Below are 22,514 nucleotides of genomic sequence, written 5' to 3'. Positions count from 1 at the left end.
AGGAGAAAAAGGAGTTTAAAGGGGTACCTCCCCCCTCCCCCCGGGGGGTATCTTGGGCGTAAAGTCTTTTAATTCTTTGGCTTAGAGACGACCTGCACCTGCAAAATATTGCAGCCAAAGGAGTTACGCGCAAAATATTTATTATCAACGAGATAGCAATATCACCCCTTGTGCTTGTCTCTCTTTGTGTCCGCCTGTATCAAGTATAGCTATTTGAGGTTATCTAATGTGCCACGCGAAGCTCCTTATCTGGCGCGGGGATTTGCGTTTAAGGGGCTTGACAGGATTCTTGGAGCGCCGAACGAACCTCAATCGGCTTTACTGTCGAGCATACGCAAGATCAGCTTTTGAAACCGGGGGTCCGACCGCAGCGGCTCCCACTTCGGCTCCGACAGGAGCGAGATCATGAAGGTCGAGCGCGCCTCGAACGCTTTATCCAGCCAGGCGAAGGCTTCCTCGCGGTCGTTCATCGACGCATAGATGATCGCCACAAAGTATGGGTCGATAAAACTATGCTTGCCTCGCTCTGCCAGCTCCTGCACGACTGCCAGCGCATCGTGCCGTCTGCCGGAGCTTCCCAGGGCATAGCCCCGTTCGGCCGTCAGCAACGGCGGTTCGAACCCATTCTTTTGCTTGAATGTCGTCAATACAGTGATTGCCTCGGCGTAGTTATGCTGTGCCACCAGCGTCTTGCCGATTCCCCAGTAGGGCACGGGCGAGCGAGGGTCCGCAGCAAGCGCCTGCCGGTAGTGCCGCAGCGCGGCGCTGTAGTCGCCCCGGTAGTAGTTGACGCAACCCAGCTCCGCGATCAGCGATGCCGAACCTGGATCGTAGGTCAACATGCGGGATAACAGCTCTTCGGCCGCCCGGGGCTTTCCTGCGCCCTCGATCAGGTGCGCGGTGCAGGAGAGCGTGCTCATCGCGGCCTCCTCGGCTCCTGCCGCGGTCATCTCCGCCTCTGCCGCTGCGGGCTTCCAGTCATACACCAGGTGAATGAGGCCAAGGCTTCCGTGAGCCTCTCCCAGCGAGGGATTGATCTTCAGCGCTCGCTCCGCGTAGAGCCGCGCCTGCGGAATATGGTCCCGAGGAGCCTCAAAGTAGAGCCCCAGCAACAGATGTTCGCCTGCTATCGCGGACCACGCGAGGTCGAACTGCGGGTCCAGCGATACGGCGCGCTCAAAGTGCGACAGTGCCTGGTGCAGGTCCCCCGGCTCTCCGCTGCGTGCCAGAGAGTCCCCTTGTAAAAACTCTTGATAAGCCTGCGGATTTACCGTCACGCTTCGCAGACTACGCCCTGGATCCAACGCCGAGCTTTCCACATGCAGCTTTGCGATCAGGTCGCGCTGCAGCTCCGCCTGCGCCGAGCGCAGGTCTTGATTCTCGACGATGTACTCGCGGTCGAGCAGCACAGTCCCATCGGCTACATCGCTTAGCTCGGCGACGAGCGAGAGGTGGTCCGTGGTGCGGCGCAGTTCGCCCGTCATGACGGCTCCGACCTTGAGCGCCCTGCCTGCTTCGAGCGCCTTACCCGCTTCCAGAGGGTTCGCGGTTGACTGTCGGTAACGAAAGGCCGCTGTGCGGGCGATCAGCTTCAGCGAAGGAATCTGCGAGAGCTGCCGGATGAGATCGTCGGTAAGGCCATCGCACAGGTAGTCCAGTTTGGGGTCTCCAGTGCGGTTGACGATCGGCAAGATGGCGAGCGACAAGGTTGCCGGCTTGATCGCGCCCTGCGGCTTGCGTCCGCGCGAGGCACGTACGCCCATGGCTACCCCGGCCAGCACCAGGAGGAATCCACAGGCGGCGATCCAGGGCCTTCGCCGGGGCCCGACTTCCCTGGCGGCCATTATCGCTTCAGGCGTCGGCGCGCGAGGATCTTCCTGACCTTGGTTCGCTGAGGCGGACTGGCCGGCAGCAACGGGTTGCCCGGGCAGCGCCGGACTGGACGTCTGCCGAGTGCGCAGGACCGCTGTGTAGCCGCCCTTTGGCACCTCGATGATGAGGGTCTCGTCTCGACCCTCGTCGTCGTAGTATTCGCGGAGCCTGGCTCGGAGACGGCTGGCCTCCACTCGCACGGTGGCATCGATCGAGGGGTCGTAGCTTGCATCGCGATCGAAGACATCCATTGCGATGGTGAACTCCTTGACGGTGACGGGCGGCTGCGACAGGGCGGCGTCCATCAGGTAGCGCAAGAATCGCCGGCTCCGCTCCGCCCTGGTAAACACGCGTGAGGATAAAACGCGCTCCAAGGCCAGCCTGGCTTCCGTATGGTCGACCGTCGCGTTGAACGCCAGCATCCAGAACCCCTGCAACCACCACAATCCATTGCGCGAGCACGTAAGTTACGAGAAGGAACTTCAGTGTAGCGCGGTTCGCGGAGCAGAGTCGACAAAGTTCGCGGCCAACGCCGTCAAGGAGATTCCATTGAAACACTCTGTTCTTATCCAGACCCACTTCGTTGCTGCCTTCGCGGCGGTCGCTCTCCTCTCTCCCGCAGTCCAGGCCCAGCTTCCGGTCGATGCCTCCAAGGCGACAGCCTGGGTGTCCGGTCTTGAAGGGCCGCGTGGTCTCGCCTTCGGTCCTGACGGCGAGCTCTACATTGCCGAGGCGGGCACCGGCGGTTCCAACTCGACTGTCGGTGTCTGCGCGCAGCCCGCTGCCCCCATCGGTCCTTACAAAGGTGGAACCACGGCCCGTATCTCCAAGGTCGATTCGCATGGGACTCGCTCGACGCTGGCGACCGGACTTCCTTCCGCACTCGACGGCACCGGTGCGGTAGAGGGTGTCGCCGATGTCGCCTTCCTCGACGGCAAACTGTATGCTGTGCTCGCGGGCGGCGGCTGCGCCCATGCCAATCCGGACCTGCCCAATGGCATCGTCAAGGTGGACTATCGAAGCGGCAAATGGAGTTATGTAACCGACCTCACGGCCTTCTATCAGGAGCATCCGGCGGCTTACGTTGCCAGCGACTTCGACACCGCAGGCGTGCCTTATGCCATGATCGCGCATAACGACAAGCTCTTTGTCGTCGAGGCCAACCACGGCGTGATCACGGCCACGACACCGGAGGGCGCTACCCATCAGGTACTCGACACCTCCCTGGCCTACGGACACGTTGTGCCCACCTCGATTGCCAGCAACGGCTTCAACCTTTATGTCGGCAGCCTCGGCGTCTTTCCCATCTCACCTACCGCTGCAAGCATCGTTACGCTCTCCAAGGAGCTGTTCTTCATCGACACGACGCCCGGCCTGGAGACCAAGCCGTCAGAGCTTGGCAAGTTCCGCATCGCGAACTCGCGCGCCGGCTTCACGACCATTGTCAGCCTGAAGTTCGGCCATGATGGGCTGCTCTACGCGCTTGAACTGTCCGATGCGCCAGGAGGTCCCGCTCCCGGCAACGGCAAGGTCGTTAGACTGGATGCCGACGGCAAGATCGTCGACGTGGTCACCGGCCTCAACGTACCTACCGGCATGGCGTTCGGTCCCGATCACGACCTGTACATCTCCAACTGGGGGGCAGGCGGGCCGGGTGCGATTCTTCGCATTAGGATCCCGTAGATAACGTTTAGAAGGCTACGTGCAGGCCCGGTGTCCGGAGCGATCGGACTCCGGGCTTTTCGTCTATTGGACTGAAGCGTCAGAGGCCTGCGCGGGTTTCGGCGGCCATGTAGTCGACGACGGCGCGGAGGCTGCCGGTTTCGCGGAAGACTTTGAGTTGGCGGTCGGCGCCGGTGCCCTGGGCGAGCATGGTGTGGATGTAGGAGATCTCGCGGCGGCTGCCTAGCTCGTCGACGACGTCGTCGATGAAGGCGAGGTACTCGAGGATGAGGTCGCGGACGGGAACCTCGGTCTGTTTGCCGAAGTCGATCATCTTGCCATCGATGCCGTAGCGGACGGCGCGGAACTTGTTCTCCATGAGGAGAGCGCGGGCGTACTGACGATAATCGACGTTGCGGGAGTGGAGGTGCCAGAGCTTGCAGGCAGTGGCCTGGATGAGCGCGGCGATGGCGATGGACTCCTGGGCGCGGAGGGGGATGTCGCAGATGCGGACCTCAACGGTGTCGAAGAAGGGGTGAGGGCGAACGTCCCACCAGATTTTTTTGGCGTTGTCGATGGAGTTGGTCTTGATTAGGAGGTTGACGTAGCTCTCGAACTCGGAGTAGCTGGCGAAAGCGTCGGGGAGGTTGGTGCGGGGGAAGTTTTCGAAGACTTTGGCGCGGTAGCTCTTGTAGCCAGTCTCCATGCCGAGCCAGAAGGGTGAGTTGGTGGAGAGCGCGAGGATGTGTGGAAGGAAGTAGCGAAGCGAGTTCATTATGCGAATGGCGGCTTCGCGGTCTTCAATGCCGACGTGAACATGGAGGCCGAAGATGAGGTTGGCTCGGGCTACGAGCTGGAGGTCTTCGACGACCTGGGCGTAGCGGGGATCGGGGTAGATCTCCTGAACGCGCCAGTCGGCGAAAGGGTGGGTGGCTCCGGCGATGAGGAGGAGGTTGTGCTCTTCAGCTAGGGCGATCATGTTGCGGCGGAGGTCGAAGAGATCCTCCTGGGCGACCTGGATGTTGCTGCAGATGCGGGTGCCGACCTCGATGACGGATTGGTGCATCTCGGCCTTGACGCGCTCTTCGAGGCGGAGCTTGCCCTTGGCGAGCATCTCGGTGGCGATGTGCGAGCGCAGGTCGCGGGTCTCGGGGTCTACTGTCTGGTACTCCTCTTCGATGCCTAGCGTGAAGGATGGCCGCATATGCTCTCCGTCTTTGGGGTGAACCAGAAGCGTACCACTTGAGGGTGTCCTGCCGGACGGGCCTCCTGCGCGGAGGGCGGGCGTTCACACGCCTTTCTAAAGCTTCGCGTGGTCCTCCCGTTGGTCGGAATCATCTCCCTCTCGCGACCGACGGGAGCGCCAACCGAAGGGGTATACAAGTCACGAAGTGACCGCCCTCTGCGCAAGAGGCCCGTCCGGCAGGACAGTTTCTTAGATTTTTTCTTTCTTTGCTGCACTCTTGCCGGCAGGTTTTTTCGCAATCGTTTTTTTCTCTACAGATTTTTCTTTCGGATTCAGCATTGCGGCCCAGCGAAGTTCGGGTTTGGTTGGCTTCTGTGCTTTTTTTACTGCGAGCTTTGCTACTTTGTCGACGATCCACTCAAAGCTCTCCTTGCCTACGGAGTGGAGGTCGGCGTCGGGGGCAGGGTTCATGAAGTCGATGGCGTAGGGGATGCCGTCTTCTACGGCAAACTCTACCGTGTTGAGGTCGTAGCCGAGGGCTTTGCACAAGGTGAGGGCGTCTTTTTCGACGCGCTTGAGGAGCTTGTCGTCATAGCAAGGTGGGTCCAGAACGTAGCGATGCTCGTGGGGGCGGCGCGGGTCGTAGGGCATGATGCGTACGTCGGTTTGTCCCACGACGTAGCAGCGGAAGTACTCCTTGAAGTTGACCGCGGCCTGGAGGGTCATGCAGAGGTCGCGTGTTTGGTCGTAGGCGTGGAAGAACTCGTCGCGGTTGTGGACGTGGAAGACGTCTCGCCAGCCGCCGCCGTCGTGGGGTTTGAGGAAGGCGGGAAAGCCTACGTAGTCGAAGATGCCGTCCCAGTCGAGGGGAAACTGCAGGTTGCGGAGGGAGCGCTCGTTGATCTGCGGCGGGAATTTCTTGTGGGGGAGGAGGACGGTCTTCGGGACGGCTACGCCTAGTTTTGAGGCGAGGGCGTAGTTGAAGAACTTGTCGTCGGCGGACCACCAGAAGGGGTTGTTGATGATCTGGGTGCCGCTGAGAGCCGCGTTTTTGAGGAATGCGCGGTAGAAGGGCATGTCGTGCGAGATGCGGTCGATGATGACGGCGTAGCCTGAGGGTGCGGCCATTTGAACGCCGCCTACGCAGACGAACTCGGCCTGAATGCCTTCGATCTCCATCGCATTGATGTGATCGACTAAAGCGCCGGGAAAGGTATTTTCCATTCCGAACAGAACACCGATTTTTTTCACTGAATCCTCCTTGCGGGTTGTGGTATTTCGACAGCGTGTGTGTCCTGCCGGACGGGCTCCCTGCGCGGGAAGCGGTCACTTCGTGACTTGTATACCCGGTCTTGGTTTGGTTAGAGGCATAGGTCCTCCCGTTGATCGGGGCCAAGGTTTGGCTTTAGAGATAAGTTTGCAGCATTCTCTGCCACCAGGGCCAGTCGTGGCCTGTGTTGTCGCCCCATACATCGAGACGGACAGGGATGTTTTTATTGCGAAAGATCTGCGTCATGCGTTCGTTATCGTTCCAGCACTGGTCGTGGACGCCGGTGGCGAGGACGTAGGTATTACGGCGGTAACGGTCGAGATACCAGGAGTCGCCGATGTTGGGGAGATAGTGCATGGGGATGTTGAAGTAGCAGTCGTCGTCGTAGTAGCCGCGAAGAAAGTTGGAGGGGTCAAAGGCTCCGCTCATGGAGAGCATGCCGGTGAAGATGTCGGGGTGGCGGAGGGCGATGTTCATGGCGTGATAGCCGCCGAAGCTGGTGCCGATGGCGCCGATGCCGGAGTACTGATTGAGCTGGCGGATGAGGGGAACGACCTCGTTGATGATGTAATTGCCGTACTGCACCTGGCGGGCGATACGCCAGCGGGGCGGGACGTCGCGGTTGTACCAGCTTTCGCCATCGACCGAGTCGACGCAATAGAGCTGAAGATGGCCGTGCTCGAGCTTGTCCTGAAGGGTGCTGACCATCTGGCGATCTTCAAACTCATAGAAGCGGCCTTGGGAGGTGGGGAAGACGACGGCGGGATAGCCTGCGTGTCCGAAGACGAGCAGCTCCATATCGCGCCCGAGGGAGGGTGAGAACCATTTGTGGTATTCGCGTTTCATCGGGCTCCCTCTGCTAGAGTATTTCTCCTGTCACTGTAAGCTGGACAAATCCTGCGAGTGCCGTTTTTATTGAGTAAAAACGGCGTCCAGGTGTGAGGCTTCGGTGTACACCCACAGGAGAAATACTTTAGTCTTATGCAATCGTAGTTTATTTGGAGCAGCTTCTTTCGCATTGAAACAATCATCACCATCTCATTCCATTCCTGCGCTTAAGCCTCTTGAGGACGAGACAGCGTCCGGTAGCTTGCCCGAAGAGGCGATTACAGAGCATACCCCGAACGAACTGGATTCTAATCCGAGATACAGCGTCAGCGAGTTTCATTCGGAGATTCTCCCGGACGACCGGGTTATTTCGGTCTATCTGCCGCCACAGTATCTGGAGGAGAAGAAGCGGCGCTTCCCTGTCTTCTATTTGAACGATGGGCAGAATCTGTTCGACGGGAGAACGTCGTATCTTGCAGGGCGAACGTGGAGAGCGCATACGACGGCAGACGAGCTGACCCTGAACGATGAGATTGAGCCGATCATCCTGGTTGGTGTGGCGAATACGGGCCTTCGGCGGATGGCAGAGTACACGCCAACACGAGACTTCAAGATCGGTGGGGGCGAGGGGCGGAGTTACGGGCGGTTGCTGGTTGAGGAGTTGAAGCCGCTGATTGATGGCTCCTACCGGACTTTGACTGATGCCAAGAACACCGGATTGGGAGGGTCGTCGCTGGGCGGATTGATCTCGCTGTATCTAGGTTTTATGTATCCGGAGGTGTTCGGCAAGCTGGCGGTGATGTCGCCTTCGCTGTGGTGGGATCAGCGGAGCATCTTTAATGTGGTCGATCAGACACGGCCGAGGCCCGTGCTAAGCATCTGGCTGGACATCGGCACGGCAGAGGGGGTGCGACATGTGCGGGATACGGACCATTTGGAAAGGCAGTTGATCAAGCGGGGTTGGCAGACGGGAAAAGACCTTCTTTATGAGAAGGTTGATGGGGCGGTTCACGATGAAAACTCGTGGGCGGAGCGGTTTGGCGCCGTGTTGCGGTTTCTTTTTCCTCGGGAGTGAGGGAGTTTGCGGCTCTTGGCGCTTCTTCGTTGCGAAAAGAGGCATTTTCGGCCATACTTAGATGTTGGGTAATGTATCTCAGGTCCCTGTCCGATAGATCGGCAGCGTGGCTATGTCACCCAAACCAAAAATGTTCTGAAAGGCATTGCCCGTGTTGATGATTCGTTTGGCGCGCGTTGGAGCGCGTAAGCAGCCACATTACCGCATCGTTGTTATTGAGAAGGACCGCGCCCGCAACGGCCGTTCGGTCGAAGTAGTGGGAACGTACAATCCGCGCACCAACCCTGCAACAGTTGATTTGAAGCGCGACCGCATCGACTACTGGACTGGGAATGGAGCACAGTTGTCGGAGCGTGTGGGGAAGCTGATGGCTCAGAAGCCGGCAGAGACAGCAGTCGCGGTTGCCTAGGAGTTACTAGTCGATGCTATCTTTGGGCATGAAGTAATGGTTCCCAAAGATAGCTGACACAATAGGTTCTCTGAAGCATCTCCTGGCACCGTTTCACGTAGACTCCTTGGTATTGCACAGTCGAAATGCAGTGGCCTTGCAAAGCAGAAGGCCCGGGGTTTATAACCCTGGACTTGCTGCGACCGGTGTCTCGCTCGTTGTAGCACCTCCTGGAAGATCTCGCAGTAGACGAGACAAAGGGAAAGGGCTTGAGCGTTGCACCGTGACTCCCAGACCCAGAAGGTGTGTGATGAACCAGGCAACCCAGTTTCCTGCAGGGGACAACCCTGTAAAGAACATGACAGACCTTGTAGCAGAGATAGCCCGTGCCTTGGTAGACGACCAGGACAGCGTCTCGGTTGAGGCTATAGAAGACGGCGAATGTACAGCGATTCGTTTGCGGGTTGCTGCCAGCGACGTTGGTAAGGTGATCGGAAAGCAAGGCCGTACGGCGCGTTCCATGCGTACAATTCTCAGCGCAGCCAGCATGAAGCTGAAGCACCGCTTTTCGCTAGATATCGTGGAAGAGGACCACCCCACTGCACCGTAACGTTCCGAGTAGCTCGCAGGATCCGGGCTCTCGTATCTGCCCGGATTCTGTTCTATGACGAAAGCCACTCCATCTTGGATTGTGTTGGCACATCTGCTTCGGCCGCAGGGTCGCAAGGGTGAGGTGCTGGCAGAGCTGTTTACCGACTTCCCCGAGCGCTTCGAAGAGCAGACGAGAGTCTTTCTTGCTGCCTCGGGCTTTGCAGGAGAGGAGTCAGAAGCGCGAGCTGCGGAGGTGGTGGCGTTCTGGCTGCCGGTGGGTAAGAACGAGGGACGCATCGTGCTGCAGTTTGCGGGCATCGACACGATTTCGGATGCTGAGGCGGTCGCGGGGTTGGATGTGATCGTCCCGCGAGAGGAACGGCGTCCGTTGGATGACGATTCGGTTTACATCAGTGAATTGATCGGTTGCACAGTGTATGACGGAGCGATTGCGGTGGGTGTCGTTGAAGATGTTCAGTTTGCCACGACCGCGGATGGGGCGCGCAGGCTTGCCGACGCTGCGCCTCTGCTGGAGATCACTTCGCTTGCCGGGGATGAGATTCTTATCCCGTTTGTGAAGGCGTTTTTAGTGGCGGTGGATACAGAGGCGAAGCGCATCGAGATGAAGCTGCCTGACGGTTTGATTGAGGTCAATCGAAGCCCGGGCGATAAGAGCTAGAAGTGATAGGCCACTCCTAACGAGAGGATCGGGTAGATGGGGACTTTCTTCAGGTCTTCGTTTATTTTTTTAATCTCCTGCGTGAGACTGGCCTGGGCTTCGGAGTTACTGGCGAAGCTGGTACACCCGTCGTTAGTGCAGGCGGTTCCGGTGAGATTGACATTGATGGTGGCCGCGCCGGTGTAGGCTGCCCCGAACTCCAGGGGGACGGAGAGGCGGCGGCTGGTGCGAGGAAGAATGTTGCCGAAGCCCACGAGAAGCAGAGGGGATAGATTGCGTGGGTACGCAAGCGACATGTTGCCATGGACTGGATCGACTACGCTGTGGACGAAGTCCGGATCGCCAAGGGAGAAGTTCTGCCCCGCTGGCACTCTCGCAGTGGATGAGACGGTGTTTTTGGAGTAGAGAATGCCGGGACTAATGTGGAAGCTGTGCCCAAAGGGGAACCAGTCGAGGGTGCTCTGTGAAGACCGGAAGTGAAGATTTGCGTCGTAGTTGACGCCGTCGATGCCGAAGGGATAGGCAAAGGCCAGGAAGTTGATGCCGGAACGGAGATTGAAACTGCGAAAGAGCGGTGTCGCAAGTTCTGCGCTGGCTCCTAACGTATTCGCCTTGATGCCAAAGGCCACTGTGCGAAACGGTCTTTGGGACGGCAGTTTTTTTGCTATCGGCATTGCCGGGGCGACGCGGATGACTCCTTCGGCGCTGGAGGATTCGGCGGCTGGCTTATGCAATTCTTCGGTCGATAGGCTCGCTGCCGGGAGTGCCAGCGCGAGTTGCGAGGGTGCAACAAGATTCGCGGGCGCCTGCTGCTGTGCTGTCATTGTGATGCTGAGAGATGCCGACAGGAACACTGGAAGAATAGCGAGTTTCGGATGAAGCATCGGGACGCTCTTTCGGCTCGCCACAATGACCTAAGGACCGAAGTCGAGGCGCAGGTCATCCTAGTGAGATCCTGGAATGAGATTAGTCGCGAGTTTCACAACTTCCGAGTGATATGGTGCAATCTGGAGTCAAGAAACGAGCGGCTGTAACGCACTTATCGTCTATGCGCTTTGACATCATTACGATCTTTCCCGATTTCTTTGCCGGACCCTTCGACTACGGGATTCTGAAGCGTGCACGCACGACGGGTTTGGTGGAGATTGCGACGTATGATCTGCGCAGCTTCACGCACGATCGCCATCGGACAGTGGACGACCGGCCGTTTGGCGGAGGTGAGGGGATGGTGCTGAAGGCGCAACCGATCTATGACGCGGTGCAGTCGCTGCACATCTCTCCGAAGGCGGGGCGGGACACGAGCAGAGAGACGGTTATTCTGCTGTCGGCACAGGGGCAGCCGTTCAGCCAATCGCTGGCGCAGGAGCTTTCGACGACGGAGCGAGTGGTCATTCTGTGCGGGAGATATGAGGGCGTGGATGAGCGCGTGAACCAACTGCTCTGCGACCGGGAGATTTCGATTGGCGATTATGTTTTGTCGGGCGGAGAGCTGGCGGCTGCTGTGATCGTCGATGCTGTGGTTAGGCTGCTGCCGGGGGCTTTGGGGAATCCTGACTCATCGCGATTCGAGAGCTTCGGCGCTGATGAGGTTGCGAACCTTCCTGACTCGGCGGATGGGCCTCCGCGGTCCACTTATGGGTCGGGTGGGTTGCTGGATTATCCACACTACACTCGACCAGCGGACTTTATGGGCCTGATGATTCCGGAGGCTCTGTCGGGAGGCAATCATGAGGTGATCCGGCAGTGGCGGAGGCGGATGGCGTTGAAGAAGACGTTGGAGAATCGTCCGGACTTGTTGGAGAGGATCGAGATCTCGGATGAGGACCGGGAGATTCTGGCGGAGCTTCGGGGATTTGATTGAGGATATGGCCTGCCGGCCGGGCCCACTGCGCGTGGCCACCCCACGAACGAAGACCTGTTCGCGGGGACCCCGGTTCGGGCGGTCACTTCGTGACTTGTGTACCTTGTTCGTATGGAGTGGAGCGCGACGGTCCTCCCTTCGGTCGGAGGGGGATGATTCCAGAGGCGTTTTGCGACGATTTCGTGTACACTAAAGGTCGAGTCCAACATAGGAAAGTTGTGTCATGTCCATTCATCCGATTATGCAGAAGCTGGCCGCGAAGTTCGAGCGGACCGATTTACCCGCGTTCGCCCCTGGCGACACAGTTCGAGTTCAAGTAAAGATTCGTGAAGGCGAAAAAGAGCGTCTACAGGCGTTTGAGGGCATGGTAATCGCCTGCCGTAAGGGCGCGCAGGGATCCTTTACCGTTCGCAAGATGAGCTTCGGTCAAGGCGTCGAGCGCATCTTCCCGTACAACTCCAAGGTCGTCGACAAGGTGGAGAAGGTTCGCTCCTACGAGGTTCGCCGCTCGAAGCTGTTCTACCTGCGCGGTCTGCGCGGTAAGGCTGCTCGTCTGCGCGAGGTTGAGCGCGCGGCCAAGTAACGATTCGGTTCCCTGTTTTCCACTGAGCTTTCACTGAGCCACGACTTCGGTCGTGGCTTCGCTTTGCGCGGTGGTTATACACTCGAACCTGAAGAGCATGGCCTCGATTCCCTCCACTCGCACTCTCCGAAAGGTGACGGCTGCCACCGCCAAACAGCGCATGCTGAAGCAGCTGGTGTGCAGCGATGCACCGGAACAGGCTCTGCGGTATTACGGCTTTCAGCGCATCGCCGGTGTCGATGAGGTGGGGCGTGGGGCGCTGTTTGGCCCGGTGGTGGCCGCGGCGGTGATTTTGCCGGAGTGCCTCGACGAGTTGGCAAATGCAGGGCTGAAGGACTCCAAACAGATGACACGGGAGGAGCGCGAGTCGCTTGATCAGCAGATACGCGAGATGGCTCTTGCGGTTTGCGTGGCGGAGGTCGATGCGGAGACGATCGACCGGGTGAATATCTACCAGGCGACGCGGATGGCAATGCTGGCGGCGGTTCAGGGACTGATGATGGCTCCGGATCATCTACTGATCGATGCGATGCGACTCGATCATCCTTGCCAACAAACGAAGCTTATCTATGGCGATGCGCTGAGCCTTTCGATTGCTGCGGCTTCAGTGATCGCGAAGGTGCATCGTGACGCGTTGATGCGTGAACTGGACGCGGTGCATCCAGGATATGGGCTGGCTTCGCACAAGGGATATGGGACGCCGGAGCATCGGCGGGCGTTGGCTGAGATTGGCCCTTGCGCTTTACACAGGAGGAGCTTCGCGCCGGTGCGAGGGGTCGATCCTGATGCGGAGCTGGAGGAAGCGGTATCGACCGAACTTCTTTTTGAGGACGCTGATCTGGATGCGGGGCTGGAGGGTGAGTGGGCTTGAAGTTGATGTGCGTAACGGCGCATCCAGACGATGAGTGCTATGCCTTTGGTGGGGCGCTGGCGTTAGCGGCGGATCGAGGAGTTGAGACGTACGTGGTCTGCCTGACGGATGGGCAAGCGGCTACAAACCGAGGCAACGCCTCGGACGGAGAGGCGCTGGGGAGTATGCGGCAGGAGGAGTTTCGCGCCTCTGGTGAGGTGCTGGGCGTTACGCATTGCGAGCTTATGGACTACATGGATGCGCAGTTGGAGTTTGTAGATCTGTCACAGGCCTCCGAAGAGCTGGTGGTGAGGATGCGAAGATTCAAGCCGGACGTTGTGATTACCTTTGGCGGAGACGGCGGACAGAATACTCACCCTGATCATATGATCACTTCGATGGTGACGACCGCGGCGTTTCACTGGTCGGGACAGCCGAACCGATATCCGGGGGCGGGAGATCTGCACAAAGCGCAACGGCTGTATTATGTGACGTCAAACTTTGTGATGCGTGACCGGCAACTAGCGATGATGATGCCTTGGAGTGTGGCCCTGGATATCCGGGCTGTGCGCGAGCGAAAGAACGAGGCATTTCGAAGACACGTGTCGCAGGCACCGTTGATGGAAAAGACGAAGGAGATCTTCGCCCGATATGGAGCTGAGGAGTTCTATGCACTTGCGGCTACCACTAAGCCTCAGATCTGCAAATTGCAAACGGATCTCTTCGAAGGTCTGAGCTAGTTCGGTCTCTGCACATTCGAAGACTCCAGCAGCCACGCTGTTGCAGTTCGATGGACAGTTGGGGTTAGCGTTATTTTTCTGTGTGTTCTAGCGAGGTTGTGATGAGTGAGACCGATGTTGAACGTGCGATGGACCCTATCGCGTTATTCGGCTTGTGGATGAGTGATGCAGAGGCTGCCGAGTTGAACGATGCGAATGCGGTAGCGTTGGCTACGGCTACACGAGAGGGGGTGCCCAGTGTGCGGATGGTGCTGATGAAGCGGGTGGATGAGCGGGGGTTCTGTTTCTATACGAATGCGGGGAGTCAGAAGGGTTCGGAGTTGGCAGAGAATCCGCGGGCGGCGATGTGCTTTCACTGGAAGTCGCTGCGACGGCAGGTGAGAATCTCGGGATCGGTGGCCGAGCTGCCGAGTGAGGATGCGGATGCGTACTTTCATAGCCGGTCGCGGCTAAGCCAGCTTGGTGCGGCGGCTTCCGAACAAAGTCGCGTGCTGGCTTCGCGGGAGGCGCTGGTGGAGCGGGTGAAGGAGTTGGAGCAGGAGTTTCCGGGGGAGATTCCGCGACCGGATTACTGGCGAGGGTACGTGTTGCGGCCGGAGCGGATTGAGTTCTGGAAGGACGGAGAGGGGCGGCTGCACGACCGATTTCTGTTTACGCTAAGTGGGGAGGGGTGGCAAAAGGAGCGACTGTTTCCTTAGATCGATGATGACAGATCAGATCCAGAGTTTTGGAAGAGCGCCTGAAGAACCGGTTAGCGGATCGGAGTGGGGAAAGCGGACCTTGCGCATGCTTGCGAGTGTTTCAGGGCTGGGGGCGGTGCGGCAGATGTCCCAGTGCTCGTTCTCTGGGTAGGCGCCGATCACAAGGAAGTCGTCGGACGCCGAGATGCGGCAATGGCCGGTACCGGTGGGCAGAACGAGGACGTCGCCGGAGTGTACCGAGAGTGGTTCGCCGCCTTCTCCGCCAAGGACGAGGTCGGCGTGACCAACTGCAAAGCCAAGGACCTCGTGTGCGGTGGAGTGGTAGTGGTGGAAGGGATAGACGCCGTTGCGCCACTGTGGCGGCCATCCGTTGGTGGTGAAGATACGTTCCATGGCAGAGGCAAGGTCTCCTGTTGATGGGAGAGCGTTGCGATAGAGCAGAACGGGCCATGGACTGTTCGGCATCCAGCCGTTGGGCTTGAGATGAAGCTGTTCGGGCGTTGCAGTCTGCGGACTTTCGTTTGCAGACGCTGAATTTTTCGTGGTGGCCAGGCTGGCTACGAAACCCGTCGCGAATTGTCTGCGGTCGATTGGCGTCATGCTCAATGAGATGGCCTAGCGGTTAGCGGAGTTGGAACTCGGGGCTGCCCATGACGAGGGCGGTCAGCAGGTTGAGGGTGTCGGTGGAGTTGGCCGTTGGAATTTCGCCGATCTGTTTGTGGATGAGCTGGTTGGTTTGGCTGGAGACGGCGTTGCCGATGAGAGTGTCCTCAAGGACGTGGAGGGCTATGTCATGGCCGGCTGTATCTGGTGGAGGCTGGTTCGCGGTGCTGTTGTGGATGTCGGCGGTGAGGAGGGCTTCGGAGAACCTGGCTCGGTTGGAGCGCTCTGTGGCGGAGATCTCAGGGGCGGACGAACTGGCAGGTTGGGACATAAGACCGAGTGCGAGGACGTGGGCTGAGTCGAACTTCTGGTTTGCGAACTTGTTGCCGGTGAGAGCGTAGGCGAAGTTGAGGCGGTCGACGAGAGCGGTGGAGTTCATCCACAGGTCGGCGGTGATGTAGTAGCCGGTGGGGGGAAGCGCGTAGTAGAGGGGCATGCCCATCGTCTTGAGGGTGTTGATCAGCGCGCCGGGGTTTACCGGGTCGGTGGCGGTGGTGCGGAAGGCGGAGGCGACGAACTCCATCGGAGTCTTGACCTTGTTGCGGAAGTACTTCTTCGAGTTGAACTCGGGAGATTGGACGAGGGTGCGGAGGATGGCTTTGATGTCGCCGTCGGTGGCGAGGTAGGTGGCGGCCATGCGGTCGACGAGGGCGGGTGGTGGGTCGTCGGCGACGAAGCGCTGGGCCAATTTGTAACTGACGAAGTGCGCGGTGTGCGGATCACCTGCAAGGATGGTGAGAGCTTCGATTCCCTCTTTCATGCCGGCTTGCGTCGCCGCTTGAGATGCATTTGGGAAGACGGGCTCTGAGGAGATGGTGCGGCGCAGCCACTGTTTGGGGCCCGGTTCGTGTTTTTTGTAGTCGTATTGGAAGGGGCCACCCTGGTTGGGGCGATCGACGGTCCAGCCGGTGAGGATGGCGGAGAGTGCGGTGACATCGGCCTGGGTGTAGCCGCCGTTGACTCCGACAGTGTGAAGCTCCATAACTTCCCTGCCGTAGTTCTCGTTGAGGCCGTGGTTGCCCCTCTTCGAGTTGGGGTTGGCGGGGTTGATGCCGTTGGCCAGGGAGTCGGGGCCGATGGAGAGCCAGTTGTCGAGGTAGATCATCATCGCCGGGGTTTGCGCGGTGGCGAGGAGGAGATCGCGGAACTTGCCGAGGGCGTGTTTGCGGATGGCATCGCGCTCGTAGCTGGTGGTGTACCAGGCGTCGGAGTCTTTGCCGATGAAGATGTTGAAGTGGTTGAACCAGAAGTCGGACATGACCTCCTGCAGCTGGCGTTCGCTGAGGATGGCTCGGAGGATCTTGGCCTGGGCGAGTTCGTCGATGATGTAGTGGGGCGCGCCGATGTTGGCGGCCATGCCGTTGAAGATCTCGCGCTCGCGGGGGTTGAAGTCGGCCAGAAGAAGATTTTTCTGGTCTCCAGCTAAGTATGTAGTGAAGGCGATGCGTTCGGGGATGGGGAGTTTGATGAGCGCGGCCATCCGCTGATTTTTGGGGAGGGCGAAGAGTTCTCCGGCGACGCGGGAGGCGGTTTCCTGGTCGGTTTTCTTTTGGGCGGCGGCTTCGGCGTCGGTGGGGGGTGTGACGAGTTTGCCGTCGGCGCTGGTCTTTTTGCTGTCGATGTCTTTGTTGAGCTTATAGACCTGGACCTGGTACATGGCGAGGAGGAGGGGGTCGGTGGGGTAGGGGCGCTTGCCTTCTGCTGTCTGGGCGATGGTGAAGTGGTCGGGAAAGAGCTGGAGGGCCTGGTCGGGCTGGAGGCTGAGTGTGGTGTAGTCGGCGAGGCGGCGGTCGAGGGCGGCGTCGGGGATCGAGGCAGGGTTGAGTTGTTGCTCCAACCACTTTTCGGGGGTGAGGGCGATTACTTTTTCGAGGTCGCCGGGGCGGGGGCCGAAGGTGAAGCGGCTGAGGAGCTGCTGGGCTCGTTCCTGCTGGGTGAGGGGGACGAGTAGGGTGGGTTTGGCTGGCTTGGACTTTGCGGGTTTGGGCGTGGATTTGGGTTGGGGGTGCGCTGGTGCGGCGACGGCTAGAGCAAGGAGAACTAGTAAGAACCTTCGCATAGACGCCTCTGGCTGCTTAGACCTTACTTCAAGGTTCAAAGTTGCGTTGAGCCTTGGGAGGAGACGGTACCCCCTCCCCCCTCGGGGTATTTTGGGCGTAAATGCTTTCTATTCTTTGGTTTGCGGGTAGCTATTGACTGCAAACTATTGTAGACATAGGAGTTACGCACAAAATACTTTTTATCAATGAGTTAGAGGTTGTCTTGTTCCTTCCTGTCTCTTTTTGTGCCCCTATATCAAGTATAGCTACTGGAGTGTAACTAATAGGCCACGCGAATCTGCAGGACTGGCGCGGGGATTTGCGGTTTTGGGGCTTGACAGGTTTTGATTGGGATTTGGAAATCGGGACAAGAGAACAAGCAGCGGTTGGAGTGTTTGGGGCGAAGGTTCGAACTATAGGGGTGGGTGGAAGGTGTCGGGATCTTCCCCGTTCGACTTCGCTCAGGGTCAGGATGACGGCAAAAAAAACTACGAATCTTTTCCGTTCGACTTCGCCCAGGGTCAGGTGACGACGAAGAACAAATAATGGCACCTTACGAATGCCACAAAGCCGACAACGATCGACGAGCTTGATCGTGCTGCGGCTGGACGGTATGGTGGGCGCATGAGTGTGATTCGCGTGGCGACGGGTGAGGATGCGGGGCCGATCGCCCATGTGCATGTGGCGAGTTGGCAGACGACATACGCGGGGATTGTGCCGGAGGCTTACCTTGCTGGTTTGAAGGAGACGGAGCGTGAGGCCTCGTGGCGAGAGTGGCTGACGCTCGATGTAGACGTGTTTGTTGCGGAGTTGGAAGGGGAGGTGGTCGGGTTCGTCAGCGGAGGGGCGATACGGGAGCCTGTGGAGGGGTTCGATGCGGAGCTGTTTGCGATCTATCTGCTGCGGGAGGCGCAGCGGCGTGGGATTGGGATGGCTTTTTTGAGGAGGCTGTCTGAGGCGTTGAAGGAGAGAGGGTTTGCGAGCATGGTGGCCTGGGTGCTTGAGGATAATTCTTCTGGTGAATTCTATTCGCGGTCGGGTGGTGTGCGGGTGGCTTCGAAGGAGATGGAAGTGGGTGGGGTGATGTTGCCTGTGGTGGCTTATGGGTGGAGTGATCTTGGGATGATAGGGGTGGATGTTGCTCATGGGTCAGTTTGAACTCCTGGGAAACCAAAGTTTCCCATAAGAGCGTTTATCAGGACTGATCTATCCTGCGCTTCCATTTAACTATCGAGGCTCATCTTTTGAGGCAAGGGAAAAGGTTTCACGAGGATGGCTCGTCGAACCAATGATTGTCGCTGTTACGACCATGGCAACTGCTAATCCGACCCCAAATTCTGTGGTGATGTACTTTGCCCAACCGACAGGTGCCGTCAGCGGATCAAATAGGCCCTGAATAAAATTGTTGTGGGTGGCGTGCAGAAGAACACAAGGCCATAGGCTGCCCGAGCGCACTCTGAGGTAGCACATGATGTAGGCCAGCGCGACGACCATTACCGTGAAGCAGCAGAGGGCAAAAATAATGTTCGTGCCCGGGTTGAAGTCCGTCCAGACGATCTCCGGAACGTGCCATACTGCCCAGATCGAGCCTGAGATCAGACAGGCTCCGTGGAAGCCGAACCGCTGCTGAAGCCTGGGAAACAGAAACCCGCGCCATCCTAGTTCCTCGCCCAGCGCCCACCCCGCTTCGAAGATGACTGAGACGGTGAACAAGAGCGGCAGAGCCACGCCTAACGTCTCCAAAGCGGGCCAGCGTCCCAATCCATAGGGAGCTATCATCCCGGCTTCGAAGCTCTTGAGGGAGAATGAGCCGCGGATGACGAACCAGGTGAGCAGGTACACCGGCGTGGCATAGAGCAGCGGCAGAACATACGCAAGCTTTAGAAAGCGTCGTGCCGGCCAACTCCATCCCAAGGTTCCAAGCGGGATGCGGAGCAGCAGGCAGGTGCACAGCGCCGCGAACCCCGGACACCACACGATGAACTGGGCAAGTGCTTCGGATAGGTGATGGCTGTGAACATCAAGGACATAGGTGCACCCGCTAAAAACGGCGAGCAAAAATAGGAAAGTCGATAAGGGCCGCTGTTCAGAGACTCTCATAAGTACTCTCCTTTCCCGGCTGTCCTTCGTGCTCCCCGTGCCTGCATGAGCGAGACCTTCCAATATTTCGATGGGGTTTGCGACATCGTGCTGGCCAATGAAGTAGTGAGCCCGTCGAGCCGCAGACACGCTCGTTTTGAAACCTAGCTTATCTCGACCTCGCTATTTCGGGAAGGTAGTCCTGACAAGTCGGTTTATCGGCATCTTCAGCTATTCACTGCAAACTGACCCCCACCGCGCGTGTTTGATGGTGGTCTTTTTGTGGTGAGTTTGTGGTGGGATGATGGTGGCTTGTGGTGCCCCCGCAACAACAACAACGACGACCGCAGATTCTATTCCGCACCCTGAGCGTAGTCGAACGGAAGAGGCTTGGAGAGGACGGCATATCCAGGGGCTGAAGCCCCGCGGCTGGCCAGTTCGATAGAGACCAAGGCTAAAGCCTTGGGGTACCTAGAAGCGACGTCGACGGCAACATCGGTTCCTCCACTACGCTATGGAATGACAAACAAAAGAACAAGCAACCGCAACGACAAAAGCAAATACGGGGATTCTTCGCTGCGCTCAGAATGACGACCTAGAACTACATTTGCAAAAGGCGACGGCGATTCTGAGCTAGACGGAGGTGGGGCGGGTGGGGATGGGAGTGGTTTTTTTGAGGCGCTTCATTGCTGTGTAGGCTACTCGGGCGAGGAGCAGGATGAAGAGGACTGCGGTGACCTTCCAGGGGGCGTTGTTGCCTTTTTTGACGAGCCACCAGAAGTGGACGACTCCGGCGATGGCTGCGAGGTAGACGAGGCGGTGGAGACGCTGCCAGTTTTTGCCGCCCATGGCTCGCATGATGAAGGCGGGTGAGGTGCAGGCGAGGGCGAAGAGGAGGAGCCAGGCGAAGAGACCTACCTGGATGAAGCGGCGCTTGAGGACGTCTTCGACCATGCCGGGCCAGATGAGCTTCCACTGGGTGACCAACGCGCTGGGATGGCCGGCGTGGAGGCCAGCGAGGGCGGTGGTGATGTCGTATCCGGAGAAGAGAAAGATGTAGGTGGCGAGATGAAGAGTTGCGTAGAAGAAGGCGTAGAGGCCGATGAGGCGGCGGAAGCGGATGAGGAAGCCGAGGCTGGTGGCGAGGCGGCGGATAGGCGTAATGGCGAGGGAGGCGAAGAGGGTGTAGAGGGTCAAGTCGCCGGTGTAGTGGGTGATGTAGTTGACGGGGTCGGCGTTGAGGGCGAGGGCGCCTGAGGTGTAGAAGTGCCAGAGCCAAGCGAGGGGGGCGAGGCAGAGGAGGTGGGTCAGGACTTTGAGAAAGATGATGGCGCGCTTGGACATTGGGCTGGGGTTAGTTTAGCTCGGCGTTCGATGGAACGTTTTTTGGAGGAGTTGAGTTACAGGGCTTGTTACGCTGTAAGTCATGAAGTTAATCGTTGCTAACAGCGAGATCTAAAGGAGTGAAGATGGGATTCTTCGCGGGAGTTTTTCTGTTCGTTGTAGTCGTCGGGCTGGTGGATCGCCGCCTTCCCTGGCCGTCCCCGAGAGAGCAGGAGGTTGACAGATGATTGCTGGCCACTTTGGTTTTGCAGCAATGGTTAAATCTCGTGAGAGATCTACGCCTCTCTGGGGTTTGATGCTGGCGACGGTGTGGCTTGACGTCGTCTTCGTTCCGCTCTTCCTTGCTCATCGGGAGACGGTGCAGCCGATCCATGCGGGGTACGGCGGCTTGATTATTCATGCGGACTACACGCACTCGATTGTCGGCATGTTGGCGTTGTCCGCTGCATTGGGGGCGTTGTTCCTGCCGAAGATGGGCAGGAGAGTCGCACTGGTCATCGCGCTTGTGAGCGCGTCTCACTGGGTGCTTGATCTGGTTGTCCATCGAGCTGACATGCCTGTGCTCCCCGGAAACTTCGGCAACCTTCCGGACTTCGGCTTCGGACTTTGGAATCATCCGCAAGCGGCGGCATGCGTGGAGTTCATTCTCGTTGCCGCGGGCGCGATCATGTACTGGCTCGCAGCGAGGGAGGTGTCGGCCAGAGCGGGCAGAGATGGAAGATTAGCGTCGCTTTCAGCGGCACTGATCGCGGCATTCGGACTACTTGTGTTGTTCCTGGATTACACGGCTTAGAGGCCGGGAGAAGCGATAACACAGAATTGGGGCAAGGCCTTAAACGCTGAGCCCTCCGAGCACTTGTGATTAGAGGCTCGGAGGGCTGATCGAGAGAACGGGGCCGGAAGAGGTTGAAGCAAGTAGTGCAGCGTCTTAAGTACGATTTAGAGAGGCCAATGGATTTTTACTTGAGCTAAATTTCGACGTTGATGGATTGCTCGTTGCGGACGAGGACAACCGCAGATCCCCTGTGGGGATGACAGAAGAGAGGCAACTGCCAAAGATGCGGGTGAGTTTTTAGTAGAACTTTTTTAGGTCCATGCCGGCGTAGAGGCTGGCTACCTGGTCGCCGTAGCCGTTGAACATCTGCGTGGGGATGTTGCGGGGGAGGAGGCTGGTATCGAGGCGGCGCTCGTGGGCCTGAGACCAGCGGGCGTTGTCGTAGTTTGGATTGACATTGGAGTAGAAGCCGTACTCGCGGCCGTCGGCTACGTTCCAGGTAGTCGCAGGCTCTTTGTCGGTGAAGTGGAAGCGGACGATGGCCTTGGCGGACTTGTAACCGTACTTCCAGGGGACGATGACGCGGACGGGAGCGCCGTTCTGGTTGGGCAGGACCTGGCCGTAGCAGCCGAAGGTGAGCAGGGTGAGGGGGTTCATGGCCTCGTCCATGCGGAGGCCTTCGCGGTAGGGCCAGTCGTAGCCGGAGGGCTCGTCGGGCATGACTTTTTTGTCGTTGTAGGAGAAGAACTGCACGTACTTGGCGCTGGGGAGGGGCTGGCAGAAGTTGATGAACTCGGAGAGGGAGTAGCCGTCCCAGGGGATGATCATGGACCAGGCTTCGACGCAGCGGAAGCGGTAGACGCGGGACTCGAGCGGACGGTAGTGGAGGAGGTCGTCGATGTTGATGGTCTGGGGCTTTTTAACCATGCCGGTGATCTGGATGGGCCAGGGGCGGGTTTGCAGGCGGTAGGCTTCGTGGGAGGGGTCGGACTTGTCGGTGCCGTACTCGTAAAAATTGTTGTAGGTGGAGGCTTTGGCGAAGGGGGTTTGCGGGTCGTCGAGGGTGTACTTGCTGGGGATGGCTTTGAGTGGCTCGCCAGCTGCGTGGACGGTTGTTGGGGGGTTGATGAGGCTTGGGAGGGTGCGGGCAGCGAGGGCTGCGGCGCCGAGAGTGGCGGCGGAGGCGAGGAAGCGGCGGCGGGTCTGCTGGTGCTGCTCGAAGACGTGCTGGGGGGTGATCTCGGAGGAGCGGATGGTGGCTTCGAGGCTGGGCGATTTGCGGAGCAACATTGCGTTGGTTCCCTCTTGTTACAGGTTACTGCTATAGG

The 22,514-nt window shown here is 58.7% G+C and carries 22 protein-coding genes; 12 read left to right on the top strand and 10 right to left on the bottom strand.

The genetic code is table 11. The features are described 5' to 3' along the window. Positions 1-308: 308 nt before the first annotated feature. Positions 309-2,309: a TPR end-of-group domain-containing protein gene (locus HDF08_RS06670; protein WP_179637738.1), complete on the bottom strand. Its 2,001-nt coding sequence runs from the start codon at positions 2,307-2,309 to the stop codon at positions 309-311. 112 nt (positions 2,310-2,421) lie between these two features. Between HDF08_RS06670 and HDF08_RS06665 the strand changes: the two genes are divergently transcribed. Then, on the top strand, positions 2,422-3,555 hold the full coding sequence (locus tag HDF08_RS06665) for a ScyD/ScyE family protein (protein WP_179637737.1): 1,134 nt from the start codon (positions 2,422-2,424) through the stop codon (positions 3,553-3,555). 79 nt (positions 3,556-3,634) lie between these two features. Here the strand turns inward: HDF08_RS06665 and HDF08_RS06660 are convergent, their stop codons facing one another. From HDF08_RS06660 to HDF08_RS06650, 3 genes are all read right to left on the bottom strand, one after another. Further along, the gene (locus HDF08_RS06660) at positions 3,635-4,738 is read right to left on the bottom strand and encodes a carboxylate-amine ligase (protein ID WP_179637736.1); all 1,104 of its coding nucleotides are present in this window, start codon (positions 4,736-4,738) and stop codon (positions 3,635-3,637) included. A gap of 231 nt (positions 4,739-4,969) precedes the next feature. Then, on the bottom strand, positions 4,970-5,971 hold the full coding sequence (locus HDF08_RS06655) for an ATP-grasp domain-containing protein (RefSeq protein ID WP_179637735.1): 1,002 nt from the start codon (positions 5,969-5,971) through the stop codon (positions 4,970-4,972). Between the two features lie 154 nt (positions 5,972-6,125). Next, on the bottom strand, positions 6,126-6,836 hold the full coding sequence (locus tag HDF08_RS06650) for an esterase family protein (RefSeq protein ID WP_179637734.1): 711 nt from the start codon (positions 6,834-6,836) through the stop codon (positions 6,126-6,128). 244 nt (positions 6,837-7,080) lie between these two features. Here HDF08_RS06650 and HDF08_RS06645 point away from each other — a divergent pair, with 244 nt between their 5' ends. The 4 genes from HDF08_RS06645 to rimM all read left to right on the top strand — a co-directional run bounded on the left by HDF08_RS06645 (position 7,081) and on the right by rimM (position 9,551). After that, on the top strand, positions 7,081-7,893 hold the full coding sequence (locus HDF08_RS06645; RefSeq protein WP_257030894.1) for an alpha/beta hydrolase: 813 nt from the start codon (positions 7,081-7,083) through the stop codon (positions 7,891-7,893). Between the two features lie 157 nt (positions 7,894-8,050). After that, the gene (gene rpsP / locus HDF08_RS06640) at positions 8,051-8,302 is read left to right on the top strand and encodes a 30S ribosomal protein S16 (RefSeq protein WP_179637732.1); all 252 of its coding nucleotides are present in this window, start codon (positions 8,051-8,053) and stop codon (positions 8,300-8,302) included. Positions 8,303-8,591: 289 nt separating this feature from the next. Then, the gene (locus HDF08_RS06635) at positions 8,592-8,891 is read left to right on the top strand and encodes a KH domain-containing protein (RefSeq protein ID WP_179637731.1); all 300 of its coding nucleotides are present in this window, start codon (positions 8,592-8,594) and stop codon (positions 8,889-8,891) included. A gap of 54 nt (positions 8,892-8,945) precedes the next feature. Beyond that, positions 8,946-9,551: a ribosome maturation factor RimM gene (gene rimM / locus HDF08_RS06630; RefSeq protein WP_179637730.1), complete on the top strand. Its 606-nt coding sequence runs from the start codon at positions 8,946-8,948 to the stop codon at positions 9,549-9,551. Here rimM and HDF08_RS06625 read toward each other — a convergent pair. Beyond that, positions 9,548-10,435: a hypothetical protein gene (locus HDF08_RS06625; protein ID WP_179637729.1), complete on the bottom strand. Its 888-nt coding sequence runs from the start codon at positions 10,433-10,435 to the stop codon at positions 9,548-9,550. The two genes, rimM and HDF08_RS06625, sit on opposite strands and share 4 nt — an antisense overlap. Positions 10,436-10,599: 164 nt before the next feature. Here HDF08_RS06625 and trmD point away from each other — a divergent pair, with 164 nt between their 5' ends. The 5 genes from trmD (at position 10,600) to pdxH (ending at position 14,283) form a co-directional block, all read left to right on the top strand. Next, positions 10,600-11,412 carry a tRNA (guanosine(37)-N1)-methyltransferase TrmD gene (trmD, locus tag HDF08_RS06620; protein ID WP_179637728.1) on the top strand — a complete coding sequence of 271 codons (813 nt, stop codon included), beginning with the start codon at positions 10,600-10,602 and terminating at the stop codon, positions 11,410-11,412. 223 nt (positions 11,413-11,635) lie between these two features. Continuing rightward, a complete protein-coding gene (gene rplS, locus HDF08_RS06615; RefSeq protein WP_218884516.1) occupies positions 11,636-11,995 on the top strand; it encodes a 50S ribosomal protein L19 in 360 nt (119 codons plus the stop codon). A gap of 97 nt (positions 11,996-12,092) precedes the next feature. Beyond that, the gene (locus tag HDF08_RS06610; RefSeq protein WP_179637727.1) at positions 12,093-12,866 is read left to right on the top strand and encodes a ribonuclease HII; all 774 of its coding nucleotides are present in this window, start codon (positions 12,093-12,095) and stop codon (positions 12,864-12,866) included. 5 nt (positions 12,867-12,871) lie between these two features. After that, positions 12,872-13,585, top strand: coding sequence for a PIG-L deacetylase family protein (locus tag HDF08_RS06605; protein ID WP_218884608.1), 714 nt, complete (start codon positions 12,872-12,874; stop codon positions 13,583-13,585). A gap of 101 nt (positions 13,586-13,686) precedes the next feature. Next, entirely contained in the window at positions 13,687-14,283 is a 597-nt protein-coding gene (gene pdxH, locus HDF08_RS06600; protein WP_179637725.1) for a pyridoxamine 5'-phosphate oxidase, read from the top strand. Positions 14,284-14,298: 15 nt separating this feature from the next. Here the strand turns inward: pdxH and HDF08_RS06595 are convergent, their stop codons facing one another. Both HDF08_RS06595 and HDF08_RS06590 read right to left on the bottom strand, forming a co-directional pair. Then, complete coding sequence (locus HDF08_RS06595) at positions 14,299-14,886, bottom strand: cupin (protein ID WP_179637724.1); 588 nt, start codon at positions 14,884-14,886, stop codon at positions 14,299-14,301. A 22-nt stretch (positions 14,887-14,908) separates the two neighbouring features. After that, positions 14,909-17,008, bottom strand: coding sequence for a DUF1800 domain-containing protein (locus tag HDF08_RS06590; RefSeq protein ID WP_179637723.1), 2,100 nt, complete (start codon positions 17,006-17,008; stop codon positions 14,909-14,911). 604 nt (positions 17,009-17,612) lie between these two features. On the opposite strand from HDF08_RS06590, the gene HDF08_RS06585 reads away from it, so the two are divergent. Beyond that, the gene (locus HDF08_RS06585; RefSeq protein WP_218884515.1) at positions 17,613-18,146 is read left to right on the top strand and encodes a GNAT family N-acetyltransferase; all 534 of its coding nucleotides are present in this window, start codon (positions 17,613-17,615) and stop codon (positions 18,144-18,146) included. 69 nt (positions 18,147-18,215) lie between these two features. On the opposite strand, the gene HDF08_RS06580 is transcribed toward HDF08_RS06585, so the two are convergent. Together HDF08_RS06580 and HDF08_RS06575 are read right to left on the bottom strand one after the other, a co-directional pair. Beyond that, entirely contained in the window at positions 18,216-19,088 is an 873-nt protein-coding gene (locus tag HDF08_RS06580; RefSeq protein ID WP_179637722.1) for a CPBP family intramembrane glutamic endopeptidase, read from the bottom strand. Positions 19,089-19,700: 612 nt separating this feature from the next. Beyond that, entirely contained in the window at positions 19,701-20,411 is a 711-nt protein-coding gene (locus HDF08_RS06575) for a protein-methionine-sulfoxide reductase heme-binding subunit MsrQ (RefSeq protein WP_179637721.1), read from the bottom strand. A gap of 223 nt (positions 20,412-20,634) precedes the next feature. On the opposite strand from HDF08_RS06575, the gene HDF08_RS06570 reads away from it, so the two are divergent. Further along, a complete protein-coding gene (locus HDF08_RS06570; protein ID WP_179637720.1) occupies positions 20,635-21,204 on the top strand; it encodes a permease in 570 nt (189 codons plus the stop codon). A 279-nt stretch (positions 21,205-21,483) separates the two neighbouring features. Here the strand turns inward: HDF08_RS06570 and msrP are convergent, their stop codons facing one another. Next, complete coding sequence (gene msrP, locus HDF08_RS06565; RefSeq protein WP_179637719.1) at positions 21,484-22,476, bottom strand: protein-methionine-sulfoxide reductase catalytic subunit MsrP; 993 nt, start codon at positions 22,474-22,476, stop codon at positions 21,484-21,486. Positions 22,477-22,514 lie beyond the last annotated feature (38 nt).

The sequence above is a fragment of the Tunturiibacter empetritectus genome, assembly GCF_013410875.1.
Lineage (GTDB): Bacteria > Acidobacteriota > Terriglobia > Terriglobales > Acidobacteriaceae > Edaphobacter > Edaphobacter empetritectus.
Note: the sequence above shows the minus strand (reverse complement) of the source record. Positions and strands in the feature narration are given on the sequence as shown.

Bases quoted from the DNA above. Each gene is read 5' to 3' on its own strand.
- HDF08_RS06650 (WP_179637734.1), bottom strand. From the start codon at position 6,836: ATGAAACGCGAATACCACAAATGGTTCTCACCCTCCCTCGGGCGCGAT.
- rplS (WP_218884516.1), top strand. From the start codon at position 11,636: ATGTCCATTCATCCGATTATGCAGAAGCTGGCCGCGAAGTTCGAGCGG.
- HDF08_RS06570 (WP_179637720.1), top strand. From the start codon at position 20,635: ATGATTGCTGGCCACTTTGGTTTTGCAGCAATGGTTAAATCTCGTGAG.
- HDF08_RS06610 (WP_179637727.1), top strand. From the start codon at position 12,093: ATGGCCTCGATTCCCTCCACTCGCACTCTCCGAAAGGTGACGGCTGCC.
- HDF08_RS06625 (WP_179637729.1), bottom strand. From the start codon at position 10,435: ATGCTTCATCCGAAACTCGCTATTCTTCCAGTGTTCCTGTCGGCATCT.
- HDF08_RS06605 (WP_218884608.1), top strand. From the start codon at position 12,872: ATGTGCGTAACGGCGCATCCAGACGATGAGTGCTATGCCTTTGGTGGG.
- trmD (WP_179637728.1), top strand. From the start codon at position 10,600: ATGCGCTTTGACATCATTACGATCTTTCCCGATTTCTTTGCCGGACCC.
- HDF08_RS06590 (WP_179637723.1), bottom strand. From the start codon at position 17,008: ATGCGAAGGTTCTTACTAGTTCTCCTTGCTCTAGCCGTCGCCGCACCA.
- pdxH (WP_179637725.1), top strand. From the start codon at position 13,687: ATGAGTGAGACCGATGTTGAACGTGCGATGGACCCTATCGCGTTATTC.
- HDF08_RS06575 (WP_179637721.1), bottom strand. From the start codon at position 20,411: ATGTCCAAGCGCGCCATCATCTTTCTCAAAGTCCTGACCCACCTCCTC.
- HDF08_RS06585 (WP_218884515.1), top strand. From the start codon at position 17,613: ATGAGTGTGATTCGCGTGGCGACGGGTGAGGATGCGGGGCCGATCGCC.
- rpsP (WP_179637732.1), top strand. From the start codon at position 8,051: ATGATTCGTTTGGCGCGCGTTGGAGCGCGTAAGCAGCCACATTACCGC.
- HDF08_RS06635 (WP_179637731.1), top strand. From the start codon at position 8,592: ATGAACCAGGCAACCCAGTTTCCTGCAGGGGACAACCCTGTAAAGAAC.
- HDF08_RS06660 (WP_179637736.1), bottom strand. From the start codon at position 4,738: ATGCGGCCATCCTTCACGCTAGGCATCGAAGAGGAGTACCAGACAGTA.
- rimM (WP_179637730.1), top strand. From the start codon at position 8,946: ATGACGAAAGCCACTCCATCTTGGATTGTGTTGGCACATCTGCTTCGG.
- HDF08_RS06580 (WP_179637722.1), bottom strand. From the start codon at position 19,088: ATGAGAGTCTCTGAACAGCGGCCCTTATCGACTTTCCTATTTTTGCTC.
- HDF08_RS06595 (WP_179637724.1), bottom strand. From the start codon at position 14,886: ATGACGCCAATCGACCGCAGACAATTCGCGACGGGTTTCGTAGCCAGC.
- msrP (WP_179637719.1), bottom strand. From the start codon at position 22,476: ATGTTGCTCCGCAAATCGCCCAGCCTCGAAGCCACCATCCGCTCCTCC.